Origin of the sequence: Streptomyces sp. NPDC006655 (assembly GCF_040703965.1) — a bacterium.
Taxonomy (GTDB): Bacteria; Actinomycetota; Actinomycetes; order Streptomycetales; family Streptomycetaceae; genus Streptomyces.
Genome location: NZ_JBEYJU010000003.1, coordinates 39,580 through 61,971, shown reverse-complemented (window position 1 = coordinate 61,971; position 22,392 = coordinate 39,580). Strand labels below are relative to the sequence as shown.

Annotated in this window: 19 protein-coding genes; 8 read left to right on the top strand and 11 right to left on the bottom strand. The window is 71.5% G+C overall.

The window, feature by feature from the left end:
- Positions 1-5: 5 nt before the first annotated feature.
- Genes AB0958_RS02385 through AB0958_RS02375 form a run of 3 tightly spaced genes read right to left on the bottom strand, consistent with a single transcriptional unit; the run spans position 6 to position 5,856 of the window.
- Complete coding sequence (locus AB0958_RS02385) at positions 6-464, bottom strand: hypothetical protein (protein ID WP_366888406.1); 459 nt, start codon at positions 462-464, stop codon at positions 6-8.
- A complete protein-coding gene (locus AB0958_RS02380; RefSeq protein WP_366888405.1) occupies positions 461-796 on the bottom strand; it encodes a hypothetical protein in 336 nt (111 codons plus the stop codon). Before AB0958_RS02380 ends, AB0958_RS02385 begins: the two co-directional genes overlap by 4 nt.
- Positions 793-5,856 carry a caspase family protein gene (locus AB0958_RS02375; protein ID WP_366888404.1) on the bottom strand — a complete coding sequence of 1,688 codons (5,064 nt, stop codon included), beginning with the start codon at positions 5,854-5,856 and terminating at the stop codon, positions 793-795. The genes AB0958_RS02380 and AB0958_RS02375 overlap by 4 nt, the downstream gene beginning before the upstream one ends.
- 189 nt (positions 5,857-6,045) lie before the next feature.
- Between AB0958_RS02375 and AB0958_RS02370 the strand changes: the two genes are divergently transcribed.
- The gene (locus AB0958_RS02370; RefSeq protein WP_366888403.1) at positions 6,046-6,771 is read left to right on the top strand and encodes a VWA domain-containing protein; all 726 of its coding nucleotides are present in this window, start codon (positions 6,046-6,048) and stop codon (positions 6,769-6,771) included.
- Between the two features lie 76 nt (positions 6,772-6,847).
- The gene (locus AB0958_RS02365) at positions 6,848-8,509 is read left to right on the top strand and encodes a cytochrome bc complex cytochrome b subunit (RefSeq protein ID WP_366888402.1); all 1,662 of its coding nucleotides are present in this window, start codon (positions 6,848-6,850) and stop codon (positions 8,507-8,509) included.
- Positions 8,510-8,578: 69 nt separating this feature from the next.
- Here the strand turns inward: AB0958_RS02365 and AB0958_RS02360 are convergent, their stop codons facing one another.
- Both AB0958_RS02360 and AB0958_RS02355 read right to left on the bottom strand, forming a co-directional pair.
- Positions 8,579-9,547: an acyl-CoA dehydrogenase family protein gene (locus AB0958_RS02360; protein ID WP_366888401.1), complete on the bottom strand. Its 969-nt coding sequence runs from the start codon at positions 9,545-9,547 to the stop codon at positions 8,579-8,581.
- Between the two features lies 1 nt (position 9,548).
- Complete coding sequence (locus AB0958_RS02355) at positions 9,549-10,688, bottom strand: acyl-CoA dehydrogenase family protein (protein ID WP_366888544.1); 1,140 nt, start codon at positions 10,686-10,688, stop codon at positions 9,549-9,551.
- Positions 10,689-10,741: 53 nt separating this feature from the next.
- Here AB0958_RS02355 and AB0958_RS02350 point away from each other — a divergent pair, with 53 nt between their 5' ends.
- The 3 genes from AB0958_RS02350 to AB0958_RS02340 are packed head-to-tail and all read left to right on the top strand — an operon-like array spanning position 10,742 to position 13,361.
- Positions 10,742-11,530 (top strand): SDR family oxidoreductase, encoded by a 789-nt coding sequence (locus AB0958_RS02350; protein WP_366888400.1) that lies wholly within the window; start codon positions 10,742-10,744, stop codon positions 11,528-11,530.
- 15 nt (positions 11,531-11,545) lie between these two features.
- Positions 11,546-12,157, top strand: a complete 612-nt coding sequence (locus AB0958_RS02345) for a TetR/AcrR family transcriptional regulator (RefSeq protein WP_366888399.1) — start codon at positions 11,546-11,548, stop codon at positions 12,155-12,157.
- Between the two features lie 46 nt (positions 12,158-12,203).
- Positions 12,204-13,361: an acetyl-CoA C-acetyltransferase gene (locus AB0958_RS02340; RefSeq protein WP_366888398.1), complete on the top strand. Its 1,158-nt coding sequence runs from the start codon at positions 12,204-12,206 to the stop codon at positions 13,359-13,361.
- Between the two features lie 176 nt (positions 13,362-13,537).
- Here the strand turns inward: AB0958_RS02340 and AB0958_RS02335 are convergent, their stop codons facing one another.
- The 4 genes from AB0958_RS02335 to AB0958_RS02320 are packed head-to-tail and all read right to left on the bottom strand — an operon-like array spanning position 13,538 to position 16,908.
- Positions 13,538-14,587 (bottom strand): nitronate monooxygenase, encoded by a 1,050-nt coding sequence (locus tag AB0958_RS02335; RefSeq protein ID WP_366888397.1) that lies wholly within the window; start codon positions 14,585-14,587, stop codon positions 13,538-13,540.
- Positions 14,587-15,315 (bottom strand): CoA-transferase, encoded by a 729-nt coding sequence (locus AB0958_RS02330; RefSeq protein WP_366888396.1) that lies wholly within the window; start codon positions 15,313-15,315, stop codon positions 14,587-14,589. The genes AB0958_RS02335 and AB0958_RS02330 overlap by 1 nt, the downstream gene beginning before the upstream one ends.
- A complete protein-coding gene (locus tag AB0958_RS02325; protein WP_366888395.1) occupies positions 15,312-16,163 on the bottom strand; it encodes a CoA-transferase in 852 nt (283 codons plus the stop codon). The genes AB0958_RS02330 and AB0958_RS02325 overlap by 4 nt, the downstream gene beginning before the upstream one ends.
- Positions 16,156-16,908, bottom strand: coding sequence for an enoyl-CoA hydratase family protein (locus AB0958_RS02320; RefSeq protein WP_366888394.1), 753 nt, complete (start codon positions 16,906-16,908; stop codon positions 16,156-16,158). Before AB0958_RS02320 ends, AB0958_RS02325 begins: the two co-directional genes overlap by 8 nt.
- Positions 16,909-17,009: 101 nt before the next feature.
- Here AB0958_RS02320 and AB0958_RS02315 point away from each other — a divergent pair, with 101 nt between their 5' ends.
- Entirely contained in the window at positions 17,010-17,771 is a 762-nt protein-coding gene (locus AB0958_RS02315; protein ID WP_366888393.1) for an SDR family oxidoreductase, read from the top strand.
- A 1-nt stretch (position 17,772) separates the two neighbouring features.
- The gene (locus AB0958_RS02310; protein ID WP_366888392.1) at positions 17,773-18,678 is read left to right on the top strand and encodes an SDR family oxidoreductase; all 906 of its coding nucleotides are present in this window, start codon (positions 17,773-17,775) and stop codon (positions 18,676-18,678) included.
- 25 nt (positions 18,679-18,703) lie between these two features.
- On the opposite strand, the gene AB0958_RS02305 is transcribed toward AB0958_RS02310, so the two are convergent.
- Positions 18,704-19,594 (bottom strand): hypothetical protein, encoded by an 891-nt coding sequence (locus AB0958_RS02305; RefSeq protein ID WP_366888391.1) that lies wholly within the window; start codon positions 19,592-19,594, stop codon positions 18,704-18,706.
- A 68-nt stretch (positions 19,595-19,662) separates the two neighbouring features.
- Entirely contained in the window at positions 19,663-21,414 is a 1,752-nt protein-coding gene (locus AB0958_RS02300) for a beta-galactosidase family protein (protein WP_366888390.1), read from the bottom strand.
- A gap of 122 nt (positions 21,415-21,536) precedes the next feature.
- Here AB0958_RS02300 and AB0958_RS02295 point away from each other — a divergent pair, with 122 nt between their 5' ends.
- Entirely contained in the window at positions 21,537-22,391 is an 855-nt protein-coding gene (locus AB0958_RS02295) for an AraC family transcriptional regulator (protein WP_366888543.1), read from the top strand.
- Position 22,392 lies beyond the last annotated feature (1 nt).

Here is a 22,392-nt window from a genome sequence, read left to right as displayed (position 1 = left end):
GTTCGTCACCTGTGGGCGGAGTGGACCGGGACCACCCAGGTGAGGATGACCGCCGCGGCGATGGCGAGGACACCGAGGAGGGCGAGCCAGCGTGTCCACTCCACGAGCAGCCACACCGTGCGGGTGCGGTCCTTCTCGTACTGGAGGAGTCTGCCCGCCTCCAGCATGATCTCCTCCCCGGGCCGCCCGTGCACGGCGAGCACACCCAACGACGAGGCCACGATCAGCGCCACGAACCCTGTGATCAGCAGGCCGATCACGATCCAGCGCGGGGTGTGCGCAAGCTTGCTGAGGTCTTCCTGCCCTTTCAGCACGAAGACCGCCGTGAGCAGACCGGTCAGCGAGGCGAGGAAGTTGCGGTAGCCCTCGGCCTGGTGCAGTGCGGCCTGCAACTGCCGTGCGGGAGAGGACAGCTCGCGCACCCGGCGGTCGGCGTCGCGAAGCTGGTCAGGGGTGAAGGTCATGGCGTCGGACCGTTCGTGCTGGGCCCCGGCGGGGCGAGGACGAGCATGGCTCCGCACCCGAACCGTTCGTCGGCGGGCCGGCCGTGGTGCAGGGTCCGGCACTGGCAGAGCGTGTGGTACGACTCGGCCCCCGCTTCCGTACGGCGTCCGCGGAAACCGCCCTTGGTCAGCAGGGCCTGCCCGTAGCCGAAGGTCCGCGTCATCGGGCAGTGGCAGACGGGGCAGGTTCCGCTGGCCGTGTAGGACGGCTCGCCGCCGGCCTCGCTGTACGTCCACTGGAAGGCGAGCGGGCCCGGATGCTGTGCAGTGTCGTCGTAGGGGATCGTGGTCACCTGGTGGGGGCCTTTCTGACGGGGTCTTCTGGTATCCGGAGCCCGAAGAGGCGACCGTAGCGCTCCAGTCGGTCGCGTACCTGGGCCTCGGTGAGGTCGGTCTCCTCGGCGCACAGGACGATGTGCGCGGGGGTGACATGGCCGCTCACGGCGGGTGCCCGTCCGGTGAGTTGGCTGGTGAGAAGGATGACATCCCGCCAGTCGGGGGCGAGTTCGGCCTCGTCGGGGGAGGGTTCGTCCACCGTCACGTCGAGTCCGAGACAGCGGAAGGGCGAGTAGCGCTCGTAGGTGGCGCCGAGCGTCCAGCCGAAACGGCCTGCCACCAGGACGAGTTCGAGGGGGCCCAGAGTGCCCGGGCCGAGGAGGCCCTTACCGAAGGCGATCGTGTCGAAGCGGTCGGGGACGAAGGTCTCCAGCTTCTCGGCGTCGGGGCCGGTGAAGTCGCCGGGGGCGGTGGGGCCGCCGACGACGGTGAAGCGGGCGATGTGGCGGAGGGTGGGGCCCAGGGGGGTGTCGTTGACGCGGCAGCGGGCGAGTAGGGGCCGGAGCAGTAGGCGGTCGGTGAAGTAGCGGCTCCCGCCGGGGGACCGCTTGGTGAGGAGGTCATCGTCGCCCGCAACGAATCGAAGGCTCCGGACTTCCGGAGAGGTGATCTGGGGGATGCTCTTCAGCGGGAGATGTCTCGGGACAGCGGCCAACTCGTCCAGCTCCTCGCCGAGGGCGCGGTAGCGCTTCAATGCCATGACGACGGTGATGCCGTCGTCATCGAACCCGGAAGCCGCGGATCCGTAGCGCGTCACGAGAGGGCTCCCGGACTCCACCTCCGCCACGACTGCTTCGTCGTCCCAGGCGACATCTGTCCGGAGCAGTCCGCAAGCGCGGAGAACGGGCAGTACCTCGCGGAAGTCGGCCGGGATCTCCCTATGCCGCGCCGTCCGGGGCATGGCCGCCGCGACCAGCGACCAGGGCCCGTGCAGCGCGCGAGAGCCGAAGAGCAAGGCGTCGACGACCCACCTGGGTACCACGAAGCCGGCGGTCTCGGCGGGTACTTCGGGTGCTCGCACGCATGTGGCGGCACTGATGTCGTTGATGCGCTGGGCGATCTCGCCCAGGGGCTTCCGCAGCTTGTTCGAGATTCTGAAGAGCTGACTCATGGAAATGTCGCCGCGCAGCGGTTCCGCTCGGCGGTCCTGGGACAGGAGCTGCCGTTCGGAATCCTTGAGGGACCCGTGTTCCAGTGTCGCGTCGGTGGGCTCGGACAGGAACGAGAATCCGAGCGGAGCCAGGTGCCTGACCAGGGCGATCAGTTCGTCGATCGGGAAAGCCCCGTCAGCCTGGTTCAACAGGGTGACGGGAGCCACTGCGCCGGGGCGGGCCCCGTTCATCACGATGTCCCATGCGGACGTCACGGACATGGAGCCGCTTACCAGGGAGAACGCCTCACGCGAGGCACGCTCCGCCGCGAACTCGGCGGTGAGTTGCGGGGGTTCCGGCAGATCGGGCTCGAGCTCCCGCAGTCGATGCAGCCGCTCCGACAGCATTTCGTAGGTGAGGCCGTGGCGGGCGGAGAGCAGCACCATAGGCGCATGCCGTGCGAGACTCCTTCTGCCGAGCCCTTGCCAGTCACCTTGGTAGAGGGAACGGAGGAGCACATCGGTCTGGTCGGGTCGTAGCTCGTCGAGCAGGGCGAGATTGCCGACGGCGGGTACATGTATGCCCATCACGGCGTATCTGCGCAGAGCCCGAACCGACTCACGAAGGGTGATCTGGTTCATCGCGGCGGCGCGCAGGGCGGAGTGCCATCCGACGGTGGGTCTGTCCAGGAACAGCAGCGCGTCCAGGGGAGAGGGAGCCGGATATCCGGCGGGGCGGAACTCATCCGACGCCGACTCGATGAGACAGAGCCGGGTCGCCTGCCAGTCGCGTACCAGCCAGGCCTCGTCCTCGTGTGCCCAGTGCGGTGATTGAGGCAGGCCTTCCTGCAACATCTCCCGGTCGAAGGGAAGACATCCCACTTCGGCCAGGGGCAGCCGCTCCAGCACGAGAGCGAGGTCCCCCGGACTGCTCTCCAGCACGGCCGTCGTACCGTCTGACAGTGCCGCCAGCACAGCGACCGCGAGCCGCGGTGCCTGCTGGGAGAGCTCCCACAGCCAGGTCAGCGGAATCTCCGGCCACTGCGCCGCGCCCTCCGGAACGCCGGCCAGCAGCTCCCGCATGACCAGTTCCTCGTCGTAGGAGAGCATGCGGTTGCGGTCGACGCTCGGTTCGGGCGCATGCCGCTCACGCAGGTTGAACACGCGGCCGTGCACGGTGGGCGCGTTCTTGACCACGACGCCGTCGAGCAGCAACTGCCCGTCGCCCTGTACCAGCCAGGCGTCCTGTCCCGCCCGGACCGGCACACCGGCCCACGGGCCGTTGGCCGTGAGCGTCCCCGGAGCCCAGGTCGCGCTCCTGACGACCCGCTCCGTGTCCTTCCGGTCCCGCTCCTCCGCCGTCACCTCGTAGTCGCTGACCCAGAGGATCGACCGCAAGGCCTCGACGAGTGACGGCTGCTTCTCCTCGTGGGCCGCGAGATACATCCGCACCCGGGTACCGCCGAGTTCGGGAGCATCGGCGGTGTCGCTGACCCGCAGCAGGCCGGAGCCGGACTGGATGTCCGCGCGCAGCGGTCGGCCCGAGCCGGGCACACCGTGGCGGTCGACGGGACGGGTCCACACGACGACTTCGTCGGCCAGCATGAAGTACGAGAACACCCCGATGCCGAATCGCGAGTTCATCCCGATGTCGTGGACCCCGGCACGACGCCAGTTGCGCCGCTCCTGGATGAAACCCGGATCCTGCTCGTACCGTTTGCCGGCCCGCGCGAACATCGAGGTCAGCTTGGCACGGGTCATCCCGGTGCCGTTGTCCTCGCACTCGATGTAGGGCCGCCCGTCGGCGTCCCAGCCCTGGACGAAGCGGATCCGCGGGGTCCAGTCGGCGCGGGAGCCACAGTCGACCTGTATCGCCCCGTACTCGCGGCGCATGGAGCGGTAGCGGCACGCGTCGAGGGCGTTCTGGTACAGCTCTCGGACGGCCAGCATGCGGTCGCCGTACAACTGGGTCCCCATCAACAGCGGCCGGATCTCGTCCTCGGCGAGCCGGAAGCGCTCCAACGGCTGTCGGTAGAGCTGGTTCTGCGGGGTCAGGTTCTCGGCGGTGACGCGATCGGGCAGCCCTTTGAGCAGGGGCGGCAGACCCGTCGAACTGTGCTCGCGGTGGACCGAGGCGACCGTTGCGTCGGCATGCCCAGCCAGTTCCTCGACGGCCGCGTGGAGGGCGGGGTGAGGGCAGCTGAAGCGTACGTCGAGGCCGTGCGTGACGGCGGTACGGCCATCGGTCGAGGTGTAGTCGAACTCGAACGACAGAGCCGCCACCACATCCTGCGGACGCAGCGGGTCGTGCGCACCGAGATGGTCCACGAGCACACTGGACAGTCGGCGCGGATCGGCGGCGAGGAAGGCGGCGCTCCACAGCAGACGGGCCAGCGCCGGTGCGCGCCACGTGTTGCCGCGCACCGGCTGACCGAGGTTCCATCGGTCGCCCTTGCCGCGCACGTTGATCCGGGGGCCGTTGTCGGCCCCACCGGGGTTCACCGTGAAGTGCCCGAGCACCTGACGCACCTGGTTGTCCACCTCGCACCGCGCCTGCTCGGTGCGAGGTCCGGCGGTTGCGTCCTCGGCCGCCGCGACAACGGCGTCGACCGCCATCGCGATGATCGCGTCCACACCGGGATGTTGTCCATCCCGCTCCCACAGGGCGTCCCAGTCGGCGATGAAGCGGTGCCGAAGCCAGTGGTCGGCGGCGTTCGCCGCCTCGTCGAGCCGACGGGCCCGCAGCGTGTCGGCCGTGCGTTGCACCTGGGAGTGGGCACGGCACACGTCCTGTGCGGCGCTGCGGACTTCCCGGCCCTGTTCATCGCCGTCGTCCTCCACCGGAGCGCCCAGATACCGTGGCTGGTGAGTCCGCAGTTCCTGGAGCGCCATGGCGACGATGCCCTCGTGCACGAAGGGCCCGGAGAGCAGGCAGGCCGTCTCGGCGGGCGAGAGGTAGTCGCCCGGCCGTAGGCCGGCGTCGCGTACGAGGTCGCTCATGCGCTGCAGGACGCGTTCGGGATAGGCCTGGTCGTGCCACGGGTCGTCCTGGTGGGCACCGGCGCCCGAGCAGCTGTCGACGACGTACCGGATCAGCCTGCCCAACTGGTCTTTCACACGTTTGTGAGAGGCGGGGGTACCGGATGTGTACTCCCACAACACGGAGTGCTCGACCGCCGTGGTCCAGCGGAGTGTGTCCTCGGACCCCTCGCACAGAACGATTTCCCCGGTGCGGTCCTTCAGCCGCGAAGGGACGAAAGGGGCGGGGATCTGTGGCGCGACCGGCAAGTCCGCGGACAGCCGACGCAGCGCTTTGCGGGTGTACTCGACGACGTCCGCGAAGGTGTTCGGCGGGGTGCTCGGCTGAAGGGCCTCCGCGAGGGCTCGCGCGAAGAGGCTGCCTCCGGACGGATCGGCGTAGGAGTACTGTCCGGGGCCGCAGCCGTACAGCCACAAGGCGTCCACGTCGTCAGAGGCCCAGCGTCGCTCGCGCTTCTCCTGCCCGAGATCCTCTTCCTGGATTCGGCAGGCGTCGACGCAGACCACGGCTGTGACTGCGGGTTTGAGCCCCCGCAGCACGTTACGGGGATCGGCCTCGATCAGCGTGTCGGTCAACAACCCCTGCACACCGTTGGGCTGCGCGTCGGACGGGAGTAGATAGTCGTGACCGTCGACCGACACTCCATGGCAGGACAGATAGACGAAGGCGGTGTCGCCGGGCTGACACGACGAGAAGAAGTTGTTGAGCGTACCTCTCAGCCGCGCGAGGGAGACGTCGTCGCTACGCGTAGTGACCGTGTACCCGGACCGCTTCAGGGTCGAGCCGACCAGTTCTACGTCCTGCGCTGCGCACGTGAGCGGGACGTATCGGTCGGCGAGTTCCGGGACCTCCCACAGATCGGGAGTCTCCGTGATGCCGATGAGCAAGGCCAGCCGGCGCCCCGCCGTAGTACGTGTGTGATCAGCGGAACCCAAGGCGCGCCTTTCCCCCGATGGACTGTCGTGTGTCCCGAAGTGCATATGCTCTCAGAAGTGGCAGCAGACGAGGCACGGTTGACGGCAGCTCGGTGACATGGGCGAGGAAGCGGGAACCGGTGAACGGCGGGAGGCGGGGACATGGCGGCGATCAGTCTCAGCAAGGTGGAGCAGACCGCACCCGCCCTCGTCGGTGCCTACCGCTCCGCCGGGATCTCCCTCACCAAGCACGGACTCGACGGCCTGCGTGCCGCCGTCTACCTGGTCGTCGACTACTCCGGCTCCATGAAGCCGTACTACGCCGACGGCAGCGTGCAGGCGCTCGCCGACCGGGTCCTCGGCCTCTCCGCGCACCTCGACGACGACGGCCGGGTGCCCGTGGTCTTCTTCTCCACCGACATCGACGCGGTCACCGACATCGCGCTGGCCGAGCACACGGGCCGGATCGAGAGGATCGCGGCCGGGCTCGGGCACATGGGGAAGACCAGCTACCACCTCGCCATGGACGCCGTCATCGACCACTACCTCGACAGTGGCGCCACCGACCCCGCCCTCGTCGTCTTCCAGACCGACGGCGGCCCGATCAGCAAGCTCGCCGCGGAACGCTACCTGTGCAAGGCGGCGAAGCTGCCGCTGTTCTGGCAGTTCGTCGGCTTCGGCGACCCGCACAGCAAGCAGTTCGACTTCCTGCGCAAGCTCGACGAGCTGGCCGTGCCGGCGAAGCGGGTGGTGGACAACGCGGGCTTCTTCCACGCCGGTTCGGACCCGCGGAAGGTCCCGGACGGCGAGCTGTACGACCGTCTCGTCGGCGAGTTCCCGCTGTGGCTGGCGGCGGCGCGGGCGGCCGGCATCGTCGCGGTGGCCTGAGTTCACGACGCCCCGTTGGCTGTAGCGCTCCGGCGTGCCACCCTGAGGGGTGATCCGGCGGGGAGGCGGGCGACGTATGGACGACGGCGCACGAACGGTGAACGGACAGGCACGGGTGGGGAGTTCGGCGGACCGAGCGGCGCCGCCCGGCAAGGGCGAGAAGCTCGCGGACTGGGCCGACGGCAGGCTCGGACTGTACTCCCTGGCCAAGGCCAACATGCGCAAGGTGTTCCCGGACCACTGGTCCTTCATGCTGGGTGAGATCTGCCTCTACAGCTTCCTCATCCTGATCCTCACGGGCGTCTACCTCACGCTCTTCTTCGAGCCCAGCGGCGCCGAGGTCGTCTACCACGGCAGCTACGGGCCGATGAACGGCATCGTCATGACCAAGGCGTACGAGTCGACGCTGCACATCAGCTTCGACGTGCGCGGCGGACTGCTGATCCGGCAGATCCACCACTGGGCGGCGCTGGTCTTCGTGGCCGGGATGGTCGTCCACATGATGCGGGTCTTCTTCACCGGCGCCTTCCGCAAGCCCCGCGAGGTCAACTGGCTGCTCGGCTGGACCCTGCTGTTCCTCGCCATCCTCACCGGTCTGACCGGCTACTCGCTCCCGGACGACCTGCTCTCCGGCACCGGCGTCCGGTTCGCCGACGGCGCGATCCTGTCGATCCCGATCGTCGGGTCGTACATCTCGATGTTCCTGTTCGGCGGGGAGTTCCCCGGGCACGACATCATCTCGCGGTTCTTCCCGATCCACGTGCTGCTGCTGCCGGGGATCATGCTGGGACTGGTGGTCGCCCATCTGATCCTGGTCTTCTACCACAAGCACACCCAGTACCCGGCGCCCGGACGCGACCAGAAGAGCGTGGTCGGCATGCCCTTCCTGCCGGTCTACATGGCCAAGGCCGGCGGCTTCTTCTTCCTCGTCTTCGGCGTCCTCGCCGTCATCGGCGGCATCGCCACCATCAACCCGGTGTGGGCCTTCGGTCCCTACCGTCCGGACCTGGTGACCACCGGCGCCCAGCCCGACTGGTACCTCGGCTTCTCCGAAGGCCTGATCCGGGTCATGCCCGGCTGGGAGATCAACGCCTGGGGCCACACCCTGGAGCTGGGCGTCTTCATCCCCTTCTCGCTCTTCCCGCTCTTCCTCCTCGCCATCGGCGTCTACCCGTTCATCGAGGCGTGGATCACCGGCGACCGACGCGAACACCACATCCTCGACCGGCCGCGCAACGCCCCCGTCCGCACCGCCCTCGGCGTCGCCTGGCTCACCGTCTACTTCGTCCTGCTGGTCGGAGGCGGCAACGACGTCGTGGCCACCCACCTCCATCTCTCCATCAACTCGATCACCTGGTTCGTGCGGATCTCCGTCTTCGTCGCCCCCGTCCTGGCCTTCGTCGTCACCAAGCGGATCTGCCTCGGGTTGCAGCGCCGCGACCGCGACAAGGTGCTGCACGGCAGGGAGACCGGCCTCATCAAGATGCTTCCGCACGGCGAGTACATCGAGGTCCACGAACCCCTCAGCCAGGCCCACCTGTTCACCCTCACCCAGCACGAACAGAACCCGCCGTACGAACTGGGCCCGCTGGAGGACGCGAACGGGGTACGGCGCAAGGTCACGCTCGCGCAGCGGATGCGCGCGAGCCTGGCCAGAGGGATGTTCGGCCCGGACACCCACATCCCCAAACCGACGCAGGAGGAGTACCGGGAGATCGCAAGCGGGGATCACCACTGAATCGCCCCGAGGGGAAGCGCCCCTTGGGGGCGCGGGGAACTGCGCGACCAGCCCCCACCGGCCCGCAGTTCAAGTACGACCTTTGAGCACATCTCCCCGGCATTCCTCCGGCGTCCCCCAAGCCCCCCGCAGGGCCCGCGCCTTGGTCAGCCAGAGCGACAGGTCGTACTCCGCCGTGTACCCGATCGCCCCGTGCAACTGCAACGCCGCCCGCGCCGCCGCATACCCCGCCTCGCACGCACTCACCTTCGCCGCGGCGACATCCGCCGGACTCATCGTCACCGCCGCCCCGAAGACCAGCGGCCGGGCGAACTCCAGCGCGATCCTCACATCGGCCAGCCGGTGCCCGACCGCCTGGAACGACCCGATGGGCACGCCGAACTGAGTGCGCTGCTTCACGTACTCCACCGTCCGGTCGAGCAACGCGATCCCCACCCCCAGCGCCTGCGCCGCCGTCGCCAGCCGCGCCCGGAGCAGCGCCTCCCCCCACGGCGGCTCCGCACCGACCAGCTCACCGACGGGCGGCAGCGGTGTGAGCCGGCGCGCCGGATCCAGCGACCGGCGCACCGCACCGGCACCGGGCGACAACCGCAGTCCCTCCGGTGTGGCGGCCAGCCGCACCTGCGCAGCGTCCCCGTCCAGCGCGGGTCCGTACCCGTGCCCGGCGAAGGACATCGTCACCGTCGCCATCGCCCCGCCCGACACGATCTCCGGCAGGAACCGCTTCGCCAGGTCGGGCCGCTCACCGAGCAGCACCGCGGCCGCCACCGTCTCCACCAACGGCCCGGGCACCGCGAACCGCCCCAGCTCGACGAAGGCGACGGCGAGTTCGACGGGCCGGTACCCCACCCCGCCGTACTCCTCCGGCACCGCCAGCCCGAACACCCCCGCCTCGGCGAGACGACCCCACAGGGCCCGCCCGCTCGCGTGCTCCCCGCGGCTCCAGTCCCGTATCACCGTCGGTGTGTCCGCCGCCGCGAGCAGGCTCCGCACGGCGTCCGCGAAGTCCCGCTGCTCCGTGTCGAGGAGGAAGCGCATGTCAGCGGCGTCCCTTCGGCAGGCCGAGCAGGCGCTCGGCGATGATGTCGCGCTGGATCTCGTTGGTGCCCGCGTAGACGGGACCGGCGAGCGAGAAGACGTACCCCTCGGACCACGCCGTGTCCGCCGACTCGCCCTCCTCGCCGAGCAGATCGAGGGCCGTCTCGTGCAGGGAGAGGTCCAGCTCGGACCAGAACACCTTGTTGAGGCTGGACTCCGGGCCCAGCGCCTCGCCGTCCAGGAAACGCGCGGCCGCCGCATAGGTGAACAGCTGGTAGGCGCGGGCCCGGACGACGGCGTCGGCCACCCGGGCCGCGGCGGACTCCGGGGCGCCCCGCTCCCGCCAGAGCCGCACCAGCCGGTCCGCGGAGGCGAGGAACCGGCCCGGCGAGCGCAGGGTCAGCCCCCGCTCGTTGCCCGCCGTCGACATGGCGATCCGCCAGCCCTGCCCCGGTTCGCCGATCACGTCCTCGTCCGGCACGAACACCTGGTCGAGGAACAGCTCGGCGAAGGCCGGCTTCCCGTCGAGGCGGCCGATCGGCCGGACCGTCACGCCCGGCGCGCGCAGGTCGAACATCAGATAGGTGAGTCCCTGGTGGGGTCTCGGGGTGTCCGGCTCGCTGCGGAACAGGCCGAAGGCGCGGTCGGCGAAGGCGGCCCGCGACGACCAGGTCTTCTGGCCGGTCAGCAGCCAGCCCCCGGCCGTCCGCACCGCCCGGGATCTCAGGGCGGCCAGGTCGGAACCCGCCTCGGGTTCCGACCAGGCCTGTGCCCAGACCACCTCCCCGGTGGCCATCGGCGGCAGCACCCGGGCGCGCTGCTCCTCGGTCCCGTGGTCGAAGAGAGTCGGCGCGAGCAGACCGACACCGTTCTGGCCGACCCGGCCCGGCGCACCCGCCGCGTAGTACTCCTCCTCGAAGACCAGCCAGCGCAGCAGGCCCGCGTCCCGGCCGCCGTACCGCTCGGGCCAGGACACCACCGACCAGCGGTCGGCGGCCAGTTCGGCCTCCCAGGCGCGGTGCGCCGCGAAGCCCTCCGCGGTCTCCAGGGAGGGCAGCGGACGGGACGGCACATGCGCCGTCAGCCAGGCGCGGGCCTCGGCGCGGAACTCCTCGTCCGCCGGGGTGTGGGTCAGGTCCACTGCCTCCGTCACCATCCTTCCCTAACAATTGTTTGGTAGGTTAGCGTGGCCCCATGACAGGCGTCGAGACTCCGGAGTACGTGCCCGGGCACGGCCTGCTCGCGGGCCGTACCGCCGTCGTCACCGCCGCGGCCGGGGCGGGGATCGGCGGGGCGACCGCGCGGCGCCTCCTGGAGGAGGGCGCACGCGTACTGATCAGCGACGCGCACACCCGGCGGCTCGAGGAGCACGAGGCCGCACTCACCCGTGAGTTCCCCGGGGCGGTGAGCGCCGTCGCGTGCGACGTGACCGACGAGGCGCAGGTGGCGGCCCTGTTCGAGACCGCCGTCCGTGCGCACGGACGGCTGGACGTCGTCGTCAACAACGCCGGTCTCGGCGGGACCTCCGCGCTCGTCGACATGAGCGACGAACAGTGGTCGCGGGTCCTCGACGTCACCCTGGGCGGCACCTTCCGATGCACCCGGGCCGCGCTGCGGCACTTCCGCGACGGCGGGCACGGCGGAGTGATCGTCAACAACTCCTCCGTCGTCGGCTGGCGGGCCCAGGCCGGACAGGCGCACTACGCCGCGGCCAAGGCCGGGGTGATGGCGCTGACCCGGTGCGCGGCGATCGAGGCGGCCGCGTACGGGGTGCGGGTCAACGCGGTGGCGCCGAGCCTCGCCATGCACCCCCACCTGGTGAAGGTGACCTCCGCGGAGCTGCTGGCGGACCTCACCGCCCGTGAGGCCTTCGGCCGCCACGCCGAACCCTGGGAGGTCGCCAACGCGATCGTCTTCCTGGCGTCCGGCTACTCCTCGTACATCACCGGAGAGGTCGTCTCCGTCAGCAGCCAGCACCCGTAGGACGAGAATGTACCCGTGCCGACCAAGAAGAAGCCCCAGGTGACCGCCGCCCCCGCCCGGCGGCGCGAACTCCTCGACACCGCCGCCGAGGTCTTCGCCGAGCAGGGCTACAACGCCACCACCGTACGCAAGATCGCGGACCACGCGGGCATGCTCGCGGGCAGCCTCTACTACCACTTCGACTCCAAGGAATCGATGCTGGAGGAGATCCTGCGGACCTTCCTCGACGAGCTGTGGGACGGCTACGACACCGTCCTGGACGCCGGGCTCGGTCCGCGCGAGACCCTCGAAGCCCTGGTCACCGAGTCCTTCCGGGAGATCGACCGGCACCGCGCCGCCGTCGCGATCTACCAGAAGGAGAGCAAGCAGCTGGTCGCGCAGGACAGGTTCACCTTCCTCGCCGAGTCCCAGCGCAGGTTCGAGAAGGCGTGGCTGGCCACCCTGGAGCGCGGGGTCGCCGCGCACGTCTTCCGTGCCGACCTCGACGTCCGCCTCACCTACCGGTTCGTGCGCGACACGGTCTGGGTCGCCGCCTCCTGGTACCGGCCGGGCGGACAGCACAGCCCGGAGGAGATCGCCCGGCAGTACCTGTCGATGGTGCTGGACGGGATCGCCGTCCGCGAGTAGCTCACCCATTCGTTGAAAACCCCTTTCTGGGCAGGGAGTCGATGACATGGCCGAGGCCTACATAGTCGAAGCGGTGCGCACGCCGGTCGGGCGGCGCCGGGGCGGACTGAGCGGGGTCCATCCGGCCGACCTGGGCGCCCATGTGCTGACCGCCCTGGTCGAGCGCTCGGGCGTGGACCCGGCCGCCGTCGAGGACGTCGTCTTCGGCTGCCTCGACGCGGTGGGACCGCAGGCCGGTGACATCGCCCGCACCAGCTGGCTGGCGGCCGGGCTGCCCGAGGAGGTGCCGGGGGTGACCGTCGACCGGCAGTGCGGCTCCTCGCAACAGGCCGTGCACTTCGCCGCGCAGGCCGTCCTCTCCGGCACCCAGGACCTGGTGGTCGCCGGCGGCGTCCAGAACATGTCCCAGATCCCCATCGCCTTCGCCTCCCGGCAGGCCGCCGAGCCGCTCGGCCTGACCGAGGGCCCCTTCCTGGGCAGCGCCGGCTGGCGCGCCCGCTACGGCCGGCAGCCCGTCAACCAGTTCGCCGGAGCCGAGATGATCGCCGCCAAGTGGGGCATCAGCCGCCAGGACCAGGAGGAGTTCGCCCTGCGCTCCCACCGGCGGGCGCTGAGCGCCATCGACGAGGGCCGCTTCGAGCGCGAGACGGTCCCCTACGGTCATGTCACGGTGGACGAGGGCCCGCGCCGGGACACCTCCCTGGAGAAGATGGCCGCGCTCGAGCCGGTGGTCGACGGCGGCACCATCACCGCCGCCTGCTCCTCCCAGGTCTCCGACGGCGCCGCCGCCCTGCTCCTCGCCTCCGAACGCGCCGTCCGCGAACACGGACTGCGCCCCCGCGCCCGCGTCCACCACCTCTCGGTGCGCGGCGAGGACCCGATCCGGATGCTCTCCGCCCCGATCCCGGCCACCGCCCACGCGCTGAAGAAGACCGGCCTCACCATCGACGCCGTCGACCTGGTCGAGATCAACGAGGCGTTCGCCCCGGTCGTCCTCGCCTGGCTCAAGGAGACCGGCGCCGACCCCGCCAGGGTCAACGTCAACGGCGGTGCCATCGCCCTCGGCCACCCCCTCGGCGCGACCGGCGTCAGGCTGATGACGACCCTCCTGCACGAACTGGAACGCACCGGCGGCCGCTTCGGCCTCCAGACGATGTGCGAGGGCGGCGGTCAGGCCAACGTGACGATCATCGAGCGGCTTTGACCGGAGTGGGCAGAGCGTGGCCATGACTTCGGCGGGCGGAGTCCGCCGCAGGCCGCCGAAGCCTGGGGGGCCCGCTGGGGCCGAGCGGTGCGAGGGGGCCGTTGGGGATGGTGCCGATGTGCGAGGGCGGCGGTCAGGCCAACGTGACGATCATCGAGCGCCTGTGAACGGCACGCTCATCGAGCGGCGGTGAGACGTGTCCTGACCTCCTCCGCCTCCTTCATGACCCGTGCCACCAGCTCCGCGCACGACGGCAGGTCGTCGATCACCCCGGCGACCTGCCCCGCCGCCATCACCCCGAGATCCGTACGCCCGTCCACCATCGCCGACCTGAGCAGCATCGGTGTGTTCGCGGCCAGCAGCACCTGACTCCACGACAACTCCTTGCCGTGCCGCAGCGCCAGGCCGTCCCGGACGAGGTGCCGCCAGGTGAGTCCGGACAGCCTCCGGAACCCCGCCGCCCGCCGTATCGCGTGCAGCAGACGCCGGGCCCCGCCCGAACGCTCCAGCGCGGTCACCAGATCGGACCGCAGCATCCGGTGCGGCAACCCGTCGACCGCCCGGGTCACGGTGACGTCCTTGACCGTCGCCGCCAGATACCTCGCCTTCACCGCGTCCGGCACCGTCGAGTCCGAGGTGAGCAGGAACCGCGTGCCCATCGCCACCCCCGCCGCGCCGTACGCCAGCGCCGCCACCAGCCCCCGGCCGTCGAAGAAACCCCCCGCCGCCACCACCGGTATCCGCACCGCGTCCACCACCTGCGGCAGCAGCACGCTCGTCGCCACCTCACCGGTGTGCCCGCCGCCCTCGCCGCCCTGCACGACCACCGCGTCCGCGCCCCACGCCGCCACCTTCTCGGCGTGCCGCCGCGCCCCGACGGACGGGATCACCACCACGCCCGCCGCCTTCAGCTCGGTGATCAGCTCGGGGGAGGGGGCCAGTGCGAAGGACGCCACCCGCACGCCCCCGTCGACGATCAGCCGCACCCGGTCACCGGCGTCGGCCGCGTCCGCCCGCAGGTTCACCCCGAACGGGGCGTCCGTACGGCACCGCACCTCCGCTATCGCGGCCCGCAACTGATCGAGGGTCATGGTGGCCGAGGCCAGGATGCCGAGGGCTCCGGCGTTGGCCGTGGCCGAGACCAGCCGGGGGCCAGCCACCCACCCCATCCCCGTCTGCACGATCGGATGCCGGATCCCGACCAGCCGGGTCAGCGCCGTCTCCATCAGCCGGCGACCTCCCTCGTCCGCGCGCCACCGGGATCCAGGACCTCGCGGATCAGCCGTAGCTCCTCCTCGTCCGGATCACGGGTGAACGGCACCTCGTCCGGCACCTCGAGGGCGAAGTCCGTGGCCTCCCGCACCTGGTCCACGCTCACCCCCGGATGCACCGCCGCCAGCCGCATCGAGTGGTCCGGGGTCTCGAAGTCGAGGACGCCGAGGTCGGTGACGACCCTGGGGATCCGGTGGAAGCGTTCCGTGCCCGGGTGCCGGGCCACCCGGTCGTACCCCACCCCGCACACCATGTCGACCCGCTCCACGAACACCCGCCTGGAGTGCTTCGGCACCCAGTAACTCGTCGGGTTGTTCAGTGTGTTCAGCGGCGCCCCGCGCACCCCGAGCAGCTGCCGCCGGGGCCGTGCCCAGTCGCCGATGCACGAGATGTTCTGGTTGCCGTACCGGTCGAGCTGGCTCGCGCCCATCATCACGTGCCGCCGTCCGCCGGCCACCAGCTCCAGATGCTGCCGGTAGGGCAGCCAGCCCTCGGGTGTCCCGTCCGGGCGGACGAGCGTCGCCTCGCCGTCGGTCAGCAGCAGGTCCGGTGCGAAGGTGAGCCGGGCCAGCCGTGCGCCCAGGGAGGGGATCAGGCCCATCGGGCTCGCCAGGATCTCACCCGAGCCGCGCCAGGCCTCGGCGCAGGCGATCACGCAGTACTCGGAGCGGAGAACGTTCATCCGGCCTGCTCCTCCCGCCAGCCGCGCACCGCCGACCGGTACGCCTGCTCGTCACCCGCCAGGAAGCGGGCCGAGAAGTCCTCCCACGGGGTGCTCGCGTACAGCTTCTGGAAGTCCTCGTCCCGGCCGTGGTCCGGTGCGCATGACGTGAAGTGCGCGCCCCCCGGGGCCTCCACCACCCCCGTCACGTCCAGCCGTTTCAGCAGCAGGGACTGCGGGGGCGCCGCCTTCGTCAGCTCCGCGGTGTCCACCAGCCGTTCGCAGGAGACGTAGGCGCGGTCCGCCGCCGCGCAGAACAGGTCGTCGAAGTAGGGATCCGGGCCGAGGTACTGCCCGTTGCCGAGCCGGTCGGCGCGGTTGACGTGGACCAGGGCCGCGTCCAGCCGCAGGGCGGGCATCGCCACGAACGTCTCCCCGTCGTCGTACGGCGACGTGACGGTCCGCAGCTCCGGGTCGACCCGCATGACGTCGGAGCCGAGGCCGGCCCGCACCGGGAGGAACGGCAGCCGGTTCGCCGCCGCGCGCAGACCCCACATGAACATGCCCTCGTCGACCTCGGTCAGTTCGAGGTCGCCGCGTTCGCGGGCCGCGCGGTAGTGCGGTTCCAGCGGGACGGAGTCGAGGGTGACGAAGGCCGTCACCAGCCTGCGCACCCGGCCGGCCGCGACCAGCATCCCCACGTCCGGGCCGCCGTACGAGACCAGGGTCAGATCGTCGATCCCACTCCGGAGCAGCGCTCTGACCAGGGACATCGGCTTGCGCCGGGAACCCCAGCCGCCGATGCCGAGGGTCATGCCGCTGGTCAGCCGCGCCACGACCTCGTCGGCGGTCATCGTCTTGTCAGTCACTTCCCGCACCCCCCTTCCCGAAGGTGTCACGGACCCGGCCGCCCACCCCGCTGAGGGCGGCCTCGAAGGTGAAGCCCTGTTCGAAGCGGTAGCTCCGCCGTACGTCGACCGGGTCGATGCCGTTGATGGCGGCCTTGGCGAGCCGCAGCAGCCGGCCGTCCTTCGCGGCGATCTCCCGTGCCAGCTCCAGCGCGGCGGACCCGAGTTCCTCGCGTGCCACGACCCGCCACACCGATCCGTGCGTGTGCAGCTCGGCCGCGGTCGCCGTGCGCGAGGTGTAGTAGAGCGTCCGCATCAGATGCGGCGGGACCAGCCGGGACAGCTGGGTGGCCGCGCCCAGGGCACCCCGGTCCAGCTCGGGCAGGCCGAACACGGCGTCCTCGCTCGCCACGATCGCGTCCGCGTTGCCCACCAGGCCTATCCCGCCGCCCAGGCAGAAACCGTGCACCGCGGCCACCACCGGGGTCTCGCACTCGTACACCGCCGCGAAGGCCTCCGCGCAGGCCCGGTTGACGCCGATCAGCGTCTCGTTCCCCTCGGCCTGTATCTCCTTGATGTCCACGCCCGCGTTGAAACCCCGGCCCTCGGCGGCCAGTACCACACAGCGCACCGCCGGGTCACGGCCGGCGGCGCGCACCGCGTCGGCCAGCTCGAACCAGCCGCGCACCGGCAGTGCGTTCACCGGCGGGAAGCCGACCGTGACGAGCGAGATTCCCTTTTCCGGGGATGAGGTGGAGACACCCATGGACGCATCAGCTACCTTCGCACTCAGCTGCCTTTCCACCAAACATTTGTTAGGTGTGAGGCTTCGAAGCTAGCAGCCGGTACGGACGAGTGGGAGGCCCTGTGGACAACTCGCCGAGCGGCAGGACCGTGGTCGTCACCGGCGGTACCAGGGGCGTGGGCGCCGGGATCGCCCGCGCCTTCGCCGAGACCGGCGCCCGGGTCCTGGCCTGCGCCCGTCGGCCGCCCGAACATCCGCTGGACGGTGTCGAGTTCGCCCCTCTCGACCTGCGTGACGCATCCGCCGTCCGCGCCTTCTTCGACGCCCTGCCCCGGGTCGACGTGCTGGTCAACAACGCGGGCGGCACCCCCTACCGGCAGCTCACCGACGCCGACGCCGAGCGGCACGCCCGGGTGATCGAGCTCAACCTCGTCGCCCCGCTGACCGCCTCGCTCGCCGCCCACCAGCGGCTCAGGCGGGCCCGGGGAACGGTGGTGATGGTCGGCAGCGTCAGCGGCGGCCGGCCCTCGCCGGGCTCGGCCGCCTACGGCGCGGCCAAGGCGGGACTGGAGAACCTCGCCCGGTCCATGGCGGTGGAGTGGGCGCCGGAGGTCCGGGTCAACACCCTCGTCGTCGGCATGGTCCGCACCGAGCTGGCCCACCTGCACTACGGCGGGCCGGAAGGCGTCGACGCCGTCTCCCGGACCGTCCCGCTCGGGCGCCTCGCCGCCCCGTCCGACGTCGGTGCCGCCGCCGTCTTCCTGGCCTCCGACGCGGCCGCCTACATCACCGGGGCCAGCCTGCTCGTGCACGGCGGCGGGGAGCGGCCGGCCTTCCTCGACGCCGCGACCGCCAACAAGGACCACCAACGCAGGGAGGACTGAGATGAGCCAGATCTGCGCGGACCGGGTCGTGATCGTCACCGGCGCCGGGCGCGGGCTCGGCCGGGCTCACGCGCTCGCCTTCGCCGCCGAGGGCGCCCGGGTCGTCGTCAACGACCTCGGCGTCGGCCTCGACGGCGCGCCCGGCCCGGACAGCCCCGCCCGGGCCGTCGTGGCCGAGATCCGGGCGGCCGGCGGCGAGGCGGTGGCGCACGGCGGTGACGTCGCGACCGACGCCGGCGCCGACTCCCTGGTCGCGACGGCCCTGGACGCGTACGGCCGCCTCGACACCCTCGTCAACAACGCCGGGTTCCTGCGCGACCGGATGCTGGTCGGTCTTGCCGAGGACGACTGGGACGCGGTGATGAGGGTCCACCTCAAGGGCCACTTCCTGCCGCTGCGGCACGCGGCCGCGTACTGGCGGGCCGAGGCCAAGGCGGGACGGACGCCGGTGGCACGGGTCGTCAACACCAGCAGCGGGGCCGGTCTGCTGGGCTCGGTCGGACAGGGCAACTACAGCGCCGCGAAGGCCGGGATCGTGGGCCTCACCCTGGTCGCGGCGGCCGAACTGGCCCGCTACGGCGTACAGGTCAACGCCATCGCCCCGGCCGCCCGCACCCGGATGACCGAGCGTGTGTTCGCCGCCACCATGGCCGCCCCCGGCTCGGGCTTCGACGCGATGGCCCCCGAGAACGTCTCCCCGCTCGTGGTCTGGCTGGGCTCCGCCGCGAGCGCCGGGGTCACCGGGCGGGTGTTCGAGACGGAGGGCGGCCGGATCACCGTGATGGAGGGGTGGCGGCCCGGCCCGACCGCCGACAAGGGGGCACGGTGGACACCGGCCGAGGCGGGGGAGACGGCACTGAAGCTGCTGGCGGAGGCGGCACCGCCGGGAGTGGTGTACGGGACGTGACGGCGGCTCCGGCCTGGGGCGAGGCCTATGTGTCGCAGTCCAGCACCGTCCGGCACAGTGAGCACCGTGCCCTGAGCCGGCCCCGGACCGGTACCCGGATCCGCTGGTGGCAGGTCGGGCACGGGAACGAGACCCGCAGCCGCCCGCCGCCGTCGGGGGTGAAGGCGTAGGGGGTGCCGGGCTGCTGGGCGGGCGCGGTGGAGGCGTGGCGGCGGTCGCGCGCATAGCGGCGTCGGCCCGCCCAGCCCGCCGCGGTCAGCGGCGGCTGCTCCTCGTCCTGGCGGGCCCGCGCCATCCCCTTCCGGTACGCCGTGTACGCCTGCGGGCTGGTGAACCACACGGACGGGTCCTCGTGGAAGGCCAGGGCCCGCTTGGCGAGGACGTAGCCGAACTCCTCCGGGGTGAGGTAACCGAGCTTCTGGGACGCCTCCCCGTGCTCCCGGTACGCGTCGAGCAGCAGCCAGCCCGCGCCGAGGTACGTGGCCGCGGTGTCCGTGAGGATCTCGTTCTCCCGGGTGCTCGGGAAGGACAGGTCCAGACGGTGCAGGTAGACGTGCGTCACCTCGTGGGCGAGGGCCGCGCCGATGTCCCTGCGGTGGCTGCGGAAACGGTCGTTCAGCTCGATGAAGTACTCGGGGCCCGCGGTGAGTTCGACGTTCGCCGCGTGCGTCATGTCCCTGAAACCGACGATCATGCGGGCGTCGGGGAGGCGGAAGTGCCGGACGATCTCGTGGGCGACGCGCTGGGCGCCGAGGTGGAGGTCGTCGGTGTCGCAGAACGCGACGTCGGCGGGGGCGACGCTGGTGGCGAAGGTCTGCACGGTGTCGTACGACAGGCGCCGGTACAACGCCGTGACGGCGGCCCGCACGGTGTCCAGGTGCGGGTAGCCGTGTTCCACCGGGCCGCCGTTCGCCACGTCCCTACCCCCACAGAGGCTGCCGGAGCTTCCTTCACAGTATGCGGGGGACAGGGAGGATCGGGTCCCTAAAGGGGCGCCAGCCGTACCGTTCCCCGGTTCGTCTCCTGGAGCTCCAGGACCCAGATCTCGTTCTCGCCCTCCTTCAGGACCGGACCGGGGACGTACAGCGACTCCTGCGGTCCTGCCGACCAGTAGCGGCCCAGGTTGAAACCGTTGAGCCAGACGAAGCCGCGGGTCCAGCCGGGGAGTTCCAGGCGCGCGTCCCCGCCACCGGGCACCGTGACCGTGCCCCGGTACAGGCCCGGGGCGCCGTCCTCCGGAAGGACACCGAAGGGCACCGCGTCCACACCGTCCTCGAAGGCGTCGAGATCCAGGCCGCGCGCGCGTACCCCGTGCAGGAACTGGCGCTCGTGCAGGAGGCCGCCGGTGATGCCCTTCGTCTCGCCCGAACGGGGGCCGTAGTTGACGCGGCCCAGGGTCTCCACCCACAGCTCCACGCGCGCGGGACCCGCGATCGGCTCCTTGAGCCGGGGCTCCTCCTCGGTGAGGATCCCGGCCCGCTCCCCGTCGACGTACACCACCGCGAGGTCGCGCAGCCCCCGCGCGGTCAGCGGGTACGGCTGACGCGGGCCGGGGACGTCCGCCTCGTAGCGGACCAGGCCACGGGCGATGCCCAGATCCTCGAAGGTCGGCGGGACGGCGTGGACGCGCTCCGGGGTGCCCAGGGTCTCCAGGACGGCGGCCAGGGGAGCCCAGCCGGTCACCGCGGCGTCCGCCGCCGCGGCCAGCGCCGCCGGCGCGGGCGGCAGCTCCGGCAGCGGACCGTCGTGGTGGGCGGCGAGCACCTCGCGGAAGCGCCAGAACTTCTCCGTGGGGCGCCCGTACTCGTCGATCGGCGCGTCGTAGTCGTACGACGTCACGTCCGCTTCCAGCGGCCCCTCGTGCAGCTCGCCGCCGGGCCGGTTGGCGCCCGCCCAGCCGGCGAAGTTGGTGCCGCCGTGCGCCATGTAGACGTTGACCGACGCCCCGCAGTCCAGGATCTCCCGGAGGGCGTCCGCCGCGTCACCGGCGTCCCGTACGACGTGCTCGCCGCCCCAGTGGTCGAACCAGCCGCACCAGAACTCCATGCACATCAGCGGGCCGGCGGCCTGGTGGCGGCGCAGCGTCTCGAAGGCCGCGCGCGCGTGGGAGCCGAAGTTCACCGTCGCGAGCAGGCCGGGCACCGAACCGCCGGTGAGCATGTGGTCCTCGGGGCCGTCCGAGGTGACCAGCGGCACCGTGACGCCCCCTGCGCGCAGCAGGTCGGTCAGGTGGGCCAGATAGGCGGCGTCGGAGCCGTAGCTGCCGTACTCGTTCTCCACCTGCACCATGATCACCGGGCCGCCGCGGTCCAGCTGCCGGGAGACGACCTCGGGCAGCAGCCGGCCGAACCAGCTGTCCACGTACCGGAGGAAACGCTCGTCACGCGTGCGCGCGCGTGCGCCCAGCTCGCCCGTCACCCAGTGCGGCAGACCGCCGTTCTCCCACTCCGCGCAGATGTACGGCCCCGGCCGCACGATCGCCCACAGGCCGGCCTCCCGCGCCGCGTCCAGGAAGCGGCCGAGCGCCTCGACGTCCCGGACGTCACCCGGACGCGGCTCGTGCAGGTTCCACGGCACGTACGTCTCCACGCAGTTCAGCCCCATGGCGCGCAGCAGCGCCAGCCGGTGGCGCCACTGCTCCTCGTGCACCCGGAAGTAGTGCAGCGCGCCGGACAGCAGCCGCACCGGCCGCCCGTCCAGCAGGAAATCGGTTTCGCCCACCGTGAAGTCACTCATGGGTTCACTCTGGCCTGCTGGCGGGTGCCCGGACCATGGACAAAGATCGGCAGCACTTGGACGAAAGAGCCGACAGCGAGGAGCACGCAGTGCCGGGCGGACCGCCGACCTTCCACACCTGGATGCGGTTCTTCACACCCGGCGCCGTGCACCGCCGGCTCGGTCTGGTCTGCTGGGGCGTCGGCCTCCAGTACGGGGCGGTGCCCGCGGTGGGTCCGCGCCTGCTGGAGCAGCACGTCGCCGTGGTGATCAGCTCGGGCCGGGGCTGGTACCGCACGCCCGACGGCCGCGGCACCGCCGTCGTCGCGCCCGCGCTGGTGTGGCTCACGCCCGGTGTCCCGCACCACTACGGGCCCGACCCGGACACCGGCTGGGACGAGGCCTTCGTGACCTTCACCGGGCCCGACACCGAGACCTACACGGAACTCGGCTACATCGAGCCCGAGCGGCCCGTGGTGCCCCTCGCGGACGCCAACGGACCCCGGGACGTCATCACCCGCATCGCCCGCGCCGCCCGCCAGGGCAACCCCCTCCTGGAGGTCGAGACCGGCGCCGCCGTGCACGAGCTCCTCGTCGCCCTGCGCCGCGCGCGCGCCGACCTCGCCCCCGACGGCGACCCGGTGCTGCACGCGCTCGCCCGGGACGCCTGCACCGGCATGACCGTCGCCGACCACGCGGCCCGGCACGGCATGACCCCCGCCGAGCTGCGCGCCGCCGTCCGCCGGGTCGCGGGCTGCAGCCCCAAGGACTACCTGATCGGCATCCGGCTCGGCCGGGCCCAGGAACTCCTCGCGACCACCGAGCTGTCCGTCGCCGCCGTCGCCCGCCGCGTCGGCTACGACGACCCGGCCTACTTCTCCCGGCTGTTCACCCGCCGCGTCGGCACCGCCCCGGTACGCTTCCGCGCCCAGCAGAGCCGGGCCGTGCCCGAGGACCGGACCGACGCCCTCGGGGATCACCCGGCCGACCCCCCGTAGG